At 44.6% G+C, this 13,474-nt stretch carries 13 protein-coding genes and 1 riboswitch; of the genes, 7 read left to right on the forward strand and 6 right to left on the reverse strand.

Annotation, left to right across the window (positions count from 1 at the left end):
• Nucleotides 1-54 precede the first annotated feature (54 nt).
• Both ACDE64_RS00380 and ACDE64_RS00385 read left to right on the forward strand, forming a co-directional pair.
• Nucleotides 55-957 (forward strand): YitT family protein, encoded by a 903-nt coding sequence (locus ACDE64_RS00380; RefSeq protein WP_411344604.1) that lies wholly within the window; start codon nt 55-57, stop codon nt 955-957.
• A 295-nt stretch (nt 958-1,252) separates the two neighbouring features.
• Nucleotides 1,253-2,326, forward strand: coding sequence for a hypothetical protein (locus ACDE64_RS00385; RefSeq protein ID WP_411348631.1), 1,074 nt, complete (start codon nt 1,253-1,255; stop codon nt 2,324-2,326).
• 247 nt (nt 2,327-2,573) lie between these two features.
• Here ACDE64_RS00385 and ACDE64_RS00390 read toward each other — a convergent pair whose 3' ends face one another.
• The 4 genes from ACDE64_RS00390 to motA form a co-directional block, all read right to left on the reverse strand.
• Nucleotides 2,574-3,143, reverse strand: a complete 570-nt coding sequence (locus tag ACDE64_RS00390; RefSeq protein ID WP_411348632.1) for a GNAT family N-acetyltransferase — start codon at nt 3,141-3,143, stop codon at nt 2,574-2,576.
• A gap of 26 nt (nt 3,144-3,169) precedes the next feature.
• On the reverse strand, nt 3,170-3,682 hold the full coding sequence (gene tadA, locus ACDE64_RS00395; RefSeq protein WP_411350196.1) for a tRNA adenosine(34) deaminase TadA: 513 nt from the start codon (nt 3,680-3,682) through the stop codon (nt 3,170-3,172).
• 369 nt (nt 3,683-4,051) lie between these two features.
• The gene (gene motB / locus ACDE64_RS00400) at nt 4,052-4,906 is read right to left on the reverse strand and encodes a flagellar motor protein MotB (protein WP_411344607.1); all 855 of its coding nucleotides are present in this window, start codon (nt 4,904-4,906) and stop codon (nt 4,052-4,054) included.
• Nucleotides 4,890-5,699 (reverse strand): flagellar motor stator protein MotA, encoded by an 810-nt coding sequence (gene motA / locus ACDE64_RS00405; RefSeq protein ID WP_411344608.1) that lies wholly within the window; start codon nt 5,697-5,699, stop codon nt 4,890-4,892. Before motA ends, motB begins: the two co-directional genes overlap by 17 nt.
• A 188-nt stretch (nt 5,700-5,887) precedes the next feature.
• Here motA and ACDE64_RS00410 point away from each other — a divergent pair, with 188 nt between their 5' ends.
• On the forward strand, nt 5,888-6,181 hold the full coding sequence (locus tag ACDE64_RS00410; protein WP_411344609.1) for a hypothetical protein: 294 nt from the start codon (nt 5,888-5,890) through the stop codon (nt 6,179-6,181).
• A gap of 167 nt (nt 6,182-6,348) precedes the next feature.
• Here the strand turns inward: ACDE64_RS00410 and ACDE64_RS00415 are convergent, their stop codons facing one another.
• Complete coding sequence (locus ACDE64_RS00415; RefSeq protein ID WP_411348633.1) at nt 6,349-6,852, reverse strand: GNAT family N-acetyltransferase; 504 nt, start codon at nt 6,850-6,852, stop codon at nt 6,349-6,351.
• A 299-nt stretch (nt 6,853-7,151) separates the two neighbouring features.
• Nucleotides 7,152-7,625 (reverse strand): C40 family peptidase, encoded by a 474-nt coding sequence (locus ACDE64_RS00420; protein ID WP_411346652.1) that lies wholly within the window; start codon nt 7,623-7,625, stop codon nt 7,152-7,154.
• Nucleotides 7,626-7,636: 11 nt separating this feature from the next.
• Nucleotides 7,637-7,775, reverse strand: a riboswitch (cyclic di-AMP (ydaO/yuaA leader).
• Nucleotides 7,776-8,271: 496 nt separating this feature from the next.
• On the opposite strand from ACDE64_RS00420, the gene ACDE64_RS00425 reads away from it, so the two are divergent.
• From ACDE64_RS00425 to ACDE64_RS00440, 4 genes are all read left to right on the forward strand, one after another.
• Nucleotides 8,272-8,799 carry a YwhD family protein gene (locus ACDE64_RS00425; RefSeq protein ID WP_411348634.1) on the forward strand — a complete coding sequence of 176 codons (528 nt, stop codon included), beginning with the start codon at nt 8,272-8,274 and terminating at the stop codon, nt 8,797-8,799.
• 454 nt (nt 8,800-9,253) lie between these two features.
• Complete coding sequence (locus ACDE64_RS00430) at nt 9,254-10,684, forward strand: ATPase domain-containing protein (RefSeq protein WP_411344612.1); 1,431 nt, start codon at nt 9,254-9,256, stop codon at nt 10,682-10,684.
• Nucleotides 10,685-10,701: 17 nt separating this feature from the next.
• Nucleotides 10,702-10,953 carry a hypothetical protein gene (locus tag ACDE64_RS00435; RefSeq protein ID WP_411344613.1) on the forward strand — a complete coding sequence of 84 codons (252 nt, stop codon included), beginning with the start codon at nt 10,702-10,704 and terminating at the stop codon, nt 10,951-10,953.
• The gene (locus ACDE64_RS00440; protein ID WP_411344614.1) at nt 10,946-13,168 is read left to right on the forward strand and encodes a LuxR C-terminal-related transcriptional regulator; all 2,223 of its coding nucleotides are present in this window, start codon (nt 10,946-10,948) and stop codon (nt 13,166-13,168) included. Before ACDE64_RS00435 ends, ACDE64_RS00440 begins: the two co-directional genes overlap by 8 nt.
• Nucleotides 13,169-13,474 lie beyond the last annotated feature (306 nt).

The raw sequence follows: 13,474 nt of genomic DNA on the forward strand, positions 1-13,474 counted from the left end.
AAAATTGTCACCTTTTTGAAAGTTACCACGTACATAAGAAAAGGAGGCTAGGCCATGGCATTGCACCAACCTCCCGATATGGCCGCGTTCACCCCTGTGGAACACGGCAAACGTTCTCTACGAAGCACGCTAATTCGTACGATGTTGATCGTACTGGGCGCCGTTCTGGTGGCGATCGCACTGGAGCTGTTCCTTGTACCGAACAATGTAACGGATGGCGGCATTACAGGGATTTCGATCATCATGTCCTTTTTGACCGGTTGGAAATTAGGGATCTTTCTGTTTCTGATCAACATTCCGTTTCTAGTAATCGGGTACAAGCAGATCGGCAAAACGTTTGCGCTATCCACGCTGCTCGGCATCTCCGTGATGTCGGTTGGCACTCTGTTGCTGCATCCGGTTGCCGCCTTTGTGAATGAAACGGTATTGGCCGTTGTATTTGGCGGTATGTTTCTAGGACTGGGCACTGGCTTGGTGCTACGCTCCGGTGGTTCGCTGGATGGGACAGAGATTATTGCGATTTTGCTATCGCGGCGTACGATCTTTTCCGTCGGTGAGATTGTCATGATTATCAATTTGTTTATTTTGACGGGTGCTGGCTTTGTATTTGGCTGGGATCGGGCAATGTATTCGATTATTGCGTATTATATCGCGACCAAGGTCATCGACATTACAATCGATGGTCTGGATCAGTCCAAGTCGGTCTGGATTATTAGCGACCGTATTCATGATATCGGAGATGCGATTATTAGCCGATTGGGACGAACCGTTACTTATTTATCCGGGGAAGGCGGGTTTTCCGGTGAAGACAAGAAAGTGATCTTTTGCGTCATTACGCGCCTGGAAGAAGCCAAGCTCAAGGAGATCGTGAATCATTTTGACGAAAATGCCTTTATGGCGGTCGGCAATATTCATGATGTCAAAGGTGGACGCTTCAGAAAACGGGATATTCATTAAACGGACCCGTGTACATGTTTGGTACAATAGTTAGGATAGAAACAACAGTACAACGCATACCTGCATGGATGTGCAAAAGTAGGACTCTAGCAAATGGCAGAACAGCTCTATTTGATTCTCATTGATAGAATCAGCAGGTTATATTGACCTGCAATGTTAAGAATTTATAACTAATTTTGGATGTGTCATTTAAAATATTGCCAAAATGGGTTATCATGGATGCGGAGTCTATTTTCTTGCTTGATTCAACGATCATTAGAATATTTTATGCTTGCACACAGAAAGGGGTAACACAATGAACAAGAAGATGACCGGGAGCTTGCTGGCACTATTGCTGGTATTCACCCTCACACTGGTTGGCTGTACGAAAACAGCTGAACCGAAAGAAGCGGTAAAAACAGCGACAGCAAATGCTGCCAAAATGACCTCCTACACAATGACAAGCCAGTTTAAAATCAACGATCTGGCAATCACTTCGGCTGATGGCGCAGCATCGTCCGAAAGCGCTCAAATTGCCAATACGCTGAAAAATGCGGAATTGACACTGAATGGTGTGTATCAGGCTGATCCGATGCAAACCGAAATGACGATGAACCTGAAACTGGCTGGCGGTTCTATGAACTTTGAAGTGCCGATCGTGCTGACTCAGGAAACTATGTATATTAAGATCCCGCAAATCCCGATGCTGCCACTGTCGCAAAACGTAGTCGGCAAATTCTTGAAGCTGGATCTGAAAGAACTGGCACAAATGCAAGGTGAAGAGTATACACCAATCAGTGCGGATACTAGCCAGAAGCTGGCACAAGAGCTATCCGGTGCTGTATTGGATAAATACGATCAATCCAAATATTTCAAAGATATCAAACCTGCGGATGCAGGACTGCCAGATGGCGTAGATGCGAAGCAAGTGGTTCAATTCGCTGTAACGAATGACAATGCCAAAGAAGCAGTAACGATCTTTGTAAAACAGGCGTTGCCTGCGGTACTGGATGTATTGTCCAAAGAAGAATATCGTTCTGCATTGAACCTGACACAAGAAGATATTGACCAGGCGAAAAAGGAAATTCAATCCGAAGATTCCCAAAGCGAGTTCTCCAAAACGGTGAATGAGCTGGATAAATATCTGACACTGAATCAATTCAACATCAATACAGCGATCAACGATAAAGACTTCCCTGTTTATCAAAAAATGGTGATGGACGCTGTATTCTCTAATCCAGATACAAAAGAAAATGTGAAGCTGGCACTTGAAGGTAGCGGTCAGTATTCCAAAATCAACGAAAAACAAACCTTTGCAATCGGTATCCCTGCTGACGCTGATGTGATCACAATGGATCAACTGCAACAGGAAATGGGATCGTCGTACTAATTGCGAATGATAACCAATCAAACGTATGATTCGCTGTAGATTGATTATAGCTTGAATCCTTATAAGTAAGATGACTCATATCATAGAAAATGACAACCTGTACAATCTGTGCATCAGTCAAGGCTGAGTTTTGCAAATATCACGCAAATAACCCCCGTAATCGCTTATGTAGCGTAAACGGGGGTTATTTTTATGTGAATATGGATAGTGAACAGCGAGGCAAGGTAGTAGTCGTTTCGCTTATCAATCAAGTGTGTTCTATAGGACTATCGTTAGCAAGTAAAGCGTACATCTGATGATCTTCCCATTGACCGTTGATCTTCACCAGTTGACGAGCAATTCCTTCCTTTTGAAAGCCACATTTCTCCAACACACGTCTAGATGCCGTATTATGGGGAATTACGCCTGCTTGAATGCGATGCAGATTCAGCGAGCGAAACGCATACTCTACTACGAGTCGTACGCTGGCAGTCATGTAGCCTGCGCCTTTGTATGCAGCGCTTAGAGAATAGCCCAGATCGGCAAATTGACCAACTCCACGCACGATATGACTAACAGAGATCGTACCTGCGAGTACATCATCCTCGTCACAAAAAATACCAAACAGATAACCACGATCTTCAGCGGCTTCCTGCTTACGACGATAGATCAGATCCAGCTGGCTGGCAAAGGTGAAAAATTCATCCGGGTACTGCGGCTCATACGGTTGATTATCTTCACGACTCGAAAGCCGCAATTGTAGTAATTGCTCCGCATCATCCGGCTGCAACAGGCGGACATAAATACCTTTGTCCTGGTCGTGCAATTGCATATGCATGATAGTATCTCTCCTTGCTATAGCAGCTATGTGTAATCCGTTTGTACGTCTGTCTGACGTTCTAGCCGTGCTTGCTTCAGCTTCACCCGCAAGTCGCGGAAAAAGTCAGTCAGTAGGGCAGCGCATTCTTCCTGCATAATTCCTTCTAATACTTCGGTACGATGATTAAAGCGCGGTTCTTGCAGCAGATTCATTAATGTGCCTGCACAGCCTGCCTTGGGATCCGTTGTACCGTATACAACGGTTGGCACACGGCTTTGAACGATAGCACCGGCACACATCGGGCATGGCTCCAGTGTAACGTATAGCGTACAGTCTAGCAGCCGCCATGAGCCGAGCGTTTCACTAGCTTCGCGAATGGCGATGATCTCAGCATGGGCGGTAGCGTCATGAGTTGTTTCACGCAGATTGTAGCCGCGTCCGATGATTTCGTTATTTTTGACAATAACGGCACCGATAGGGACTTCACCTAGCGCTTCGGCTTTGCGCGCTTCTAGGATCGCCTCTTTCATCCAGTGCTGATAGGAGGTATTCGAAATGGTAAACCCTTCTTTCTATTGTGGATACATATGGCACTTGTCCATCGAACAAATATTCGTTGTTAACAGCTTGTGGACAAAACTGTGGATAACTATGTTTTGTTGTGGAAAACTTACTTTTTAATCGTTTTTGTGAATAACTTTTATAGGAATGAAGATAGCGAGAGAGCAGGCACCGTATAGGCTGGCGCGATTTGGACAGCTATGGGACTTTTTCTGCACGTAGCAAATGTTTTCCACAGGCTTTCGTCTCAATTTTAGGCAATCTAGGCGCTAATTTCAATTATAATCCACAGGCAAAAAAACGGATACCGAGTATATCGGCATCCGTTATAACGAGAACATAGCGTTCCCATTTCATATATACGATTAGTTACTTGTGTCGCTTCCATTACCGACAATGGATTGAAGAGTCGGATTCACATCGCTATCTACATATTTACGAACGATTGCAACCTCAACGCGGCGGTTTTTGGCACGTCCGACATTGGTTGAGTTGTCGGCAATCGGATGATACTGACCATAGCCGATTGCACTGAATTTACGTGGGTCGAGTTTCTGGTTGAGCAATAGAATTTGCATAAAGTTCAGTGCACGGTCCGAACTCAGATTCCAGTTGGAAGTATATCTGGAGTTGGAGATCGGTACGTTATCTGTGTGACCGGAGACGATAATATCATAATCGGGAATCGCTTGTAAAATAGAGGATAAGGATTTGGCTAGCATACGAGAATCGGTTTTGACCGTTGCCTGACCGGAAGCGAACAGCGTATTATCGCTAATTGTTACTTTCAGTTCAGACTGGTTCAGCTTGGTCGTTAACTGAGAGCTGAGTCCGTTTTCTTTGATATACTGATCCAGTTTGCGTTTGAGATTCTCCAGATCTTGTTGTTCCTGCTTTTGCAGTGCTGCGCGCAACTTTTGCTGAGAAGACTTTTGTTCGGAATTATCAGCTGCGGCTGCGGTATTGTCTTGTTGATTTTTGCTCGGAACTTCACCTTCTGTTGGAGCCATCGCATTCTCATCCAGTACACCACTACCGCCGGTAAAGGCAGCGCTCATTGCTTTGGCCATCTGTTGGAACTTGGCAGCATCCAGCGAGCTCATGGAGAACAGGGTAATAAAGAGTGCTAACAGCAGGGTCATCAAGTCGGAATAGGGGAGCAACCAGCTCTCATCGGCATGCTCCTCATGGGGTTCATGTCGTTTACCCTTCTTGCTCACCGCCGCCGCCTCCTTCCTGTTGTCCCTCTAGCTCAATTTTTTCCGTTGGAGTCAGGAACACTGCCAGTTTTTGACTGATTGCCATGGTCGATACGCCGGATTGAATCGATAGCAAACCTTCGACCATCATCAGCTTAATCTCCACTTCTGCTTTGGACAGACGCTTCAATTTATTGGCCATCGGATGCCACAATACATAACCGGTAAAGATACCGAGAACCGTTGCGATAAACGCACCAGCGATCGCGTGGGAGAGCTTTTCCATATCACTCAAATCGGCAAGGGCGGCGATCAGACCGACAACCGCACCGAGTACCCCGAGTGTAGGAGCATACATACCCGCCTGTGAGAAGATCAACGCGCCAGAGCGGTGACGTTCCTCGGTAGCATTAATATCTTCCATCAGTACATCCTGCACAAACTCCTGATCATTACCATCAATGATCATCCGCATTCCATTGCGGAGAAAGGAATTGTCGATTTCTTCAACTTTGGACTCCAGCGCCAGCAAACCTTCGCGGCGAGTAATCGAAGCCCAATCCATGAATGTACGAACCAGTTCCTTTTTGTCGAGCAGGGTCTGGTTTTTGAAAATGATCCCGAACAGCTTCGGAACACGTTTGACTTCGGGCATCGGGAAAGCCATAAAGATCGTTGCGGCTGTACCTACGAGGATGATAACATAAGCAGCCGGGTTATTAACCAGACTGACCAGGGGAGCACCCTTGAGGATCATACCGACAACTAGAGAGAGAACCCCGAGTACCAGACCAAGAATTGTTGAAATTTGCATAATACACCTCGTCCATGAGTATATGTTGTATTGCCTGCATCATTCTCTTCCATGGAATGATGGCATTGCTTCATTCGCTGATACTTTTGTTATCGACAGAATATGATGCTTTATGAAGAGTTTTTTGAGTTATAATGGAAAGAAGTTGGCAATTGTAACAATATTGACAGATGGACTGGAGGTTCGTTATGGGCGTTAAGCATGGACGCGAGTATGAGGATATACTGACAGATTTGACGACAGCACTGGACTTGATTCCCGATTGTTATCTGTTTTTTCAGATGCCGCCGGAAGAATGGGCAGGACTGCAACCGGATGAGCGTCGGGAAGTACAGGAAGCGCTAGCAGAGGATCTTTTTTATGCGCTGGGTTCTGAACCTTCCATTCAGGTTGGTAGCGGAGTAGTCATTTATGCAGCAGATACGCATCGAATCGATATTTTGATTGGAGAAACGGAAATGACCTTTGTTCCGCTCATCTGATGAAGACCGTGATATGAATATAAATGGGTAAATCAAAAAGACCAGATTGTGGGAGATAGCTGCATGCTTCTCTAAGCGATCTGGTCTTTTGGCATTAGGAAGGGAACGAGAATCATAATGTCGTTACCGATATTCGATATACAGAGTTTCTTGATAGAGGTTACAGATTACGCTGTATCTTCACCTTGCTCATACACCATACAGTAAAATGGCTTCATGCCATCTGGTGTGCGGCGGTCATACGTATCGGTAATATGAAAATCAGCCTTTTGGTATGTGCGAATAGCGCGCTGATTCCAGGTGAGGACTTCCAAATCAATCTCTGCTTCAGGTTGACGTGTGATTGCTTCCTGAGTAATAACGCGGACAAAATGTTCACCGTATCCGTTACCACACAGATCAGGTCGCATGCCAACCCCCAATCTGATCGTACCTTCTAGCGGGAAAAATTGAGCAAAGCCACATAACACACCATCGGCGTCCATTACAGAAGCATATTGCTGACAACGTAGCTGCGGATCGCCAAACTCGACCTCCAGTTGCTTCATTTGCTCCCACGGCATCCAGCCATAAATATCGTACGGCGCCTCATATACCCATGTACAAATATCAGCCGCATGAGCTTCCGTCATTGGCGTGACTGCAAAGGGTGGGGTCAGGGAAACGGGCATAAGAGATTGCTCCTTTAACATATGATTTAACAACGCAAAACACGGGTATAAATTAAAAAATAATTCAAATAAATAATGGAAAACGTGTTTACCATAATTACGAGATGTTTAATAAATAGTAGACATAATTATAGATGTTGTTCCAAAATCTTATTTAACTTTTTAATGAAAAAGTGTAACTAATCCAATATTTTCTTCGTTTATATAGTATAGAACAAAATAAAAAAACCGCAAAAGATTCTGGCGGGAATCTCTTACGGTTAGTAAATAAAAATGATCAAACAGATAAAAGTCGTATATTAATTGTCGGTTGCAAACGTGTCAAAGCTGTAGTTGCTCATTACGCGTTTTGCGCCGACATAACGTTCTGCATAGTAGTCCATGCTCAGGTTGTCGATGCGTACGCCTCTGGATGTAGAAGCATGTGCAAATTGCGTGCTGCTTACCATGACTCCAACATGTGAAACTCCTGCTCCAGTCGTGTTGAAGAAGACGAGGTCTCCAGCTTGCAGATTGTCTCTGCTTACTGCGTCGCCTACTTGGAATTGCGATGTGGATTGACGCGGTAGATCGATGTTCATTTTACCGAATACATATTGAGTGAATCCGGAGCAATCGAAACCGTTAAATGAAGTTCCCCCGATGCGGTACGGTGTTCCCATTGCTGGATCAATGATCTGGTCCATTTTAGAATCAGCATGTGCACTGCTATTCCCCATAACAGTAAATGCAATTGCGAATCCCATAAGTGCGGCGGTTAGTTTCTTTTTCATGTTCAAAATCATTTGTCCCCTTCCAATGCCTACGAGGTTAGCTTAAGGATTCGGTAGAAGGCTTCCCCTATGATCCCTCTCTTGCAAGATCAATTCACCCAAAACGGTTCCCCCGTTTCCCGGTGCCACGGAATTTGGCTTTACGCTTGATTAATGCACCGTATGACGTATGACGATATCCAACTTTTTCGACAAAATTCAGCTTTTCTGGTAAAAGTTACAAGATAACCTTCTAAAGTTTACAAAGTTGTTACTAAAAACTCGCTGGGTTTATTCTAACAGAGCTTTTTTACTTTGGCAACGTTTGATAACTGTTTTTCTATGAAAATTATTGTCATCTTTATGACATGGCATGGTGAAAACCGCGCCAATAAAGGGATTACATTTATTAAAAAAAATTCATTTTTAAGCGTAAAGTGATGATTGTTTACGCGCAAACTGGATGATTCGTGATTACTTTCCTTTTTTTCGGTCATTTTTTTGTAAACTTTAGACTTTTGCCGATATTTGTTTTAATTTTTTGATACTTTATATGACATAAGCGGCGTAGAATTGGCTTTTTGACCCCAAACCGCTACAATCATGGTAAAATCAATCATATGAAGATATCGGTTCATACTTGAACAGAAAAGGAGTTATTTTTATCATGGATCAAAATCAACAACCTGAACAACAACCTGCCAAAAAATCAATGTCTTTAAATATTATTAGCAGTAGCGCCAAGAGTACGAAACACAAAGGTTTTGGTGCTGGTTCTATCAATCTCAACAATGTTTCTCCTATTATTATTGACCGCGGCGAAGCCAGTATTGATATTGGCGCGATGCATGCGAAAAGTAAAGTAGAGCGTGGGATCAAATTCAGCGCCAATCGCGAAGACGTAGTAGATGGACGTCAAGTATGGGTCGTTTGGGTAGCGGTAGACAAGCAGCCGGAAGGCGGCAGTTATGCTGGAGCAACCGCATGTGAAATGTGGATTAATGAAGAAGACAAAAAAGGCTGGAAAATTCTCGCCGATCACGTCAACAAATTGGACTATGCGATTAAACGCCGTATTATGCTGAGTGAACTAGGTAGCGAAGACAAAGCAGCTTTGAAAAAGCTCTTGTCTACGCATAATGAAGACTGGTGGAACCGTTCGCCAGAGGAATTAAAAGAAGCGCTAGAAGGCTGACATTCGATGACTCGCCAAATGTGAATACGAATGAGATCCTGAATGTCAGGACTATCTGATGAAGTAACACATGGTAATGACCATTTGGCACGCACAAAATCGGTATTATCGTACGCCAATACTATATTGCCCACAAACGATGTACACAACATGAGGCTGGAGATCAACTGATTTCCAGTCTTTTTGCATAAATATTCATTATTATTCAATAAAATTTGAAGTAATTAACGCTACTCCCTGTATTTTCTGTACAAATTTATTCAAATTATGAAAAACGACCATGATAAACTGGAAAAAAAGGGTATAAATGATTAAATGCTTTTGACTCGTTATAAAAATGGGAAATTCCTTTCTTCAAGGTGCCTTACGTTGTTATAATTGCTGTACAGTCATCTTCGTAGGAAAAGCTAACCCTTGCGTGACTAAACTATGCTACAGATGGAGGGAGCAATATATGAACAACACTAGTGCTATTCATACGGGTATACCAGGACTGGATGATATTCTGTACGGAGGTATACCGCCGGGATCTGTCGTGATTTTGGAAGGCGAACCAGGAACCGGCAAGACGACGGTAGGCATACAATTTCTAGTGGAAGGTGCGGTTTCGTTTAACGAGCCTGGTATCTATATTACGTTTGAAGAATTGCCCGAACAAATTTACGAAGATGTAAAGGGGTTTGGATGGGATTTGCGTCAGCTGGAAAGAGAGAATAAGCTGCGCGTTATTTGTATGGAGCCAGATATTTTGCTGGATCAAATGTTACAGCCGGGCGGTATTTTTGAAAGTGTAGTCAGTGAGATCGGTTGTAAACGCGTAGTGATCGATAGTATCAGTCTATTCCGTCTCGTGAGTAGCGGCGATCAGGTGCGAAACAATGTGTATACGATTCGTAATATTATGCGTAAACACTCGCTGACTTCGCTCTTTATCCGTGAATATTCGGAGATTGGTGAATCCAATGTGCCGTTTGAGAATTACATTTGTGATGGTATTATCCGTCTGTCGCTGAAGCCGCTAATGGAGAAGTACCGCAAGCGTACAATCGAAGTGCTGAAGATGCGTGGTACTCGTATTATGGAAGGCGAGCATACGTATAAGTTTCTAAATCAGGGTGTGTATATCGTACCGTCACTGTCGATGGCAGAAGACAAGATTCTGATCAACGAGAGCGATGTACTGTCTACGGGTATTAAGACATTGGATGAGATGTTGGGTGGCGGCATTCCGCGCAGTAGTGTATATATGATTGATACGAACAGCAAAGCCAATTATCGCTATCTCTTATCGTCGATTTATGCACAGCGTATCAAAGATGGTGACTGTACCGTGACGATGATGTCTGGCAATACGTCGCTAGATACATTTGCCGATACGATTGAACTGTTTGGCGTTTCTCTTCGAGAGGCGGCAGAGCATAATAAGGCATTCTTTATCGAGCATTACCGAAGGGCTGTCGACGCCAATTTGGAAAAGGCAATGATTCGCGTAGACAAAGTGGACAATGAAGATTATGCGCAGGTGTTGAATGATCGCCTTGCACCGATTTTTGAATGTGAGGATCATTGTGATCGTCGTTGGTTTGTGTATTATGACCTGAACACGATCATCTCGGAACGCGGACGCGATTTCCTGCTACGTTACTTTGCTGAGGAGATGTCGATGTGGCGTGCACTTGGTATTACGATTGTAGTACATTGCAATTTTGCGGAGATTGGACAGGAAACGGCATCCTTCCTGGAACGGACCTGTAATGGTGTCATCCGTACCTGGGTCGATGGGAATTATCAGTATCTACAGGTTACCAAGTCCCCGAGTGGTCGCGTATCCGCGCCGCACATTATTGCGAACGCAGACAAAGAGCCATTTGTACAGCTGATCTAAGGAGGGATAGGAACCGTATGGTAGCAGAAAGTGATGTAATTACTTTGCAGATGGAATGCACGCTGTTTTTTGAGAACAACCCATATGCGATTGAAACGAGTAGCGGCCTGTCCAAAAGGCTGGGACGTAGTCAACAGGTTACCGAGCGAGCATTGAATCGTCTGGCGGAGATGGCTATCCTGGAGAAAAATGGGGATGGTGTACGTGCCATTTACCGTTACAAGGCTCCTTATATTCAGACAGAAGTGGATTTGAGCGCCTATGATTGAAACATACATGATCAATGACATTCGGGATATATGCCAAGAGCTTCAGGATACTTACGCTCAATTGACTGAATTGCTTATTTTTATAACGGATCATGAAGGTCGCATTATTACGGCGCCATCGCATTTGCGGAGTAGTTCGGTGTTTGAACAATATGCGGGTGAACTGAACGAGATGTTCCGGCAGGAGATTGAGAATCTGCGCGGGGTGAAGCATACGATTTTGTCAGATCAGTGGATACCGGGAGTACGGTGGTTGATCTCGCCGATTGCATTTGACCAGCCGTTGTCCGGTCTATTCGTATGGGCAGGGATTCTGATTCAAGCGGGTACACGTCAGGGCATCATATCACATCCGAATTTTGTGCAGCCAACCAGTGATATACCAGCAGGATTTTTTGAGGCGATTCAGGACTGGATTCGCAGTGTGCCGGAAACGACGCCGGAGCAGGAGCTATTCAAGCGTGAGAAGATTACGAAGCTTGCCCACGCTCTGTCGTTGATCCTCAAGTCTAGCTATAAGGAGAAGAGGCTAACCGATCGATTGGTAGCGCTGAATGATACGCTGTCTGCTGATCAGAATGCGTCACATCCGATTGAGGAGATTACGCGTGCAGTATTATCGACGAGTGATCTGGCGGATGTATTCGGTTTTGCACTTCGTACAGGTCCAGGCAAGTATACGATTGTGAACAGTATTGGTCCTTCGTCTGCCGAACTGAATGGAGCTGTATTCCATGAAGGCGAAGGTTTCCTCGGACAGGCAGTACTCAGTGCACAGCCAACGCGCTGGAACAATGTGGATCGTGATCCGCGCAGTAACTTTTTCCTGCAAAAAGGGGTACCGCAAGTCCATGAAGTGCAAGGGTTCCCGATTCGGTATGATGACGAAGTGTATGGATTGCTGTTTGGAGTGAGCTTCAAGGAGCGTTCGGTGCCGGGTCTGCATTTCCAGTTTGAGGAGACCATGATCTCACTGATGGGCTGGTACATCGCTAACCATTTGACGTATGAAAAGATGGAAAAGCAGTTGCAGCGCTTCAAGCCGCTCATCGAACTGTCCCGTCTGATCGTATCGGTGCAGGATGCGCAGCGCGTCATGTTTATGCTGGTCGATATGAGTCTGAATCTGGTATGGAATCCGTCGGCATCCATCGTTGTACATCGTACATCCGATGATGGCAAGATTCAGATGGTGGCGCGCGGTATGCAAAGTCCCAATGGGGAAACATATGCCAAGGATATTGCTCGCCGTTATCTGGAAGCAGGCGATAATCCATCTGCCAACTATTACATTAACAACAATACGCCGTTCTCGCTGATGCTGGAATATCCGATCGTTTATGGTAATCGTGTTCGCGCTGTACTGGCGGTAGCGGTTAGCGATGAACAGGAAGGCGAAGAGTGTCGCGAGATTCTGTCCGCGCTGGCAATGATGGGTAGCGTCGTTATGAAATCGGTTTACGACCGTCAGCAGTATATGTCCAACAGCAACCGATTTGCGCAGATTCTGCATGAATCGATTCGCGAATGGAATATGGCACTGTATCAGTTGACTGCCGATTCGCGTAAAATTGTGCAGGAATTCGCTGTCTGGGGCGGTGTGACGAAGGAAGAAGCAGATGTCATCGGTCGGGCTTGTGTAATGTCGTATTCCGATCCGAACATGCTGCGCAGCTTCCCACATCTGTTCCAGCAGGAAGCAGAGATGATCGAAGATTACAAGCGCATTCAAGATGACCAATCCGTTCCTTCTGGCAGTACGTATTCCAAGGGGGGACAGATTATGTCGCTGGCATTTGCGATTGCGGCGGCGGGCGATCATGATATGCGCGTCGTTAACGATCTGCCAGTCAGTGGGATTGATCAGGGACTGGTTAGCCAATTCCGCCTCTTTGTATTGAGTCGTCATACGCTGGAAACCGAGATCAATCTAGTTGAGGAAAAGCCAGCCGCTGCTCAACCGACTGCTCGATCATCGGCAGAAGGTGCAGAAGGACGCGGTCTGGAAGCGATCGTCAAGCAGTTTGGTTTATCGCCGCGTGAAAAAGAAGTACTGGAGCTGGTTGTCAAAGCATCTAGTAACAAAGAGATTGCCGCGACTCTATTCATCAGTGAACATACAGTCAAGAACCATTTGACCAATATTTTCAACAAAATGGGTGTCAGTGACCGTGCGCAGGCGATTGCCGCTGTATTTAACAAAAGTATTGGTTAATAAGAATCATATAATATTACTTTATTCACAGAGAGATCAGTTTGTTACAAATCAAGCATGGTCTTGAAAATAGGCGTAAAAGAGCGTAAATGGGCTGATAAGTTGTTTTTTTGTTGCTTTTTTGCGTCTATTTTCGTTGGTATTTAGAAAATTAGCAAAAGATCACCTTATTTTATATAAATAAGGTGATCTTTTTTTGCTTAAATGACGAAATATGGAATTAAGGAGGTATTATATGACAATAATCCTAAAATAGGAAAATATGGCTATTAATTAAATTGATAATTTAAGAGACAATAGTAAGGT

It is taken from the genome of Paenibacillus sp. WLX2291 (assembly GCF_046603665.1).
Classification (GTDB): Bacteria; Bacillota; Bacilli; order Paenibacillales; family Paenibacillaceae; genus Saccharibacillus.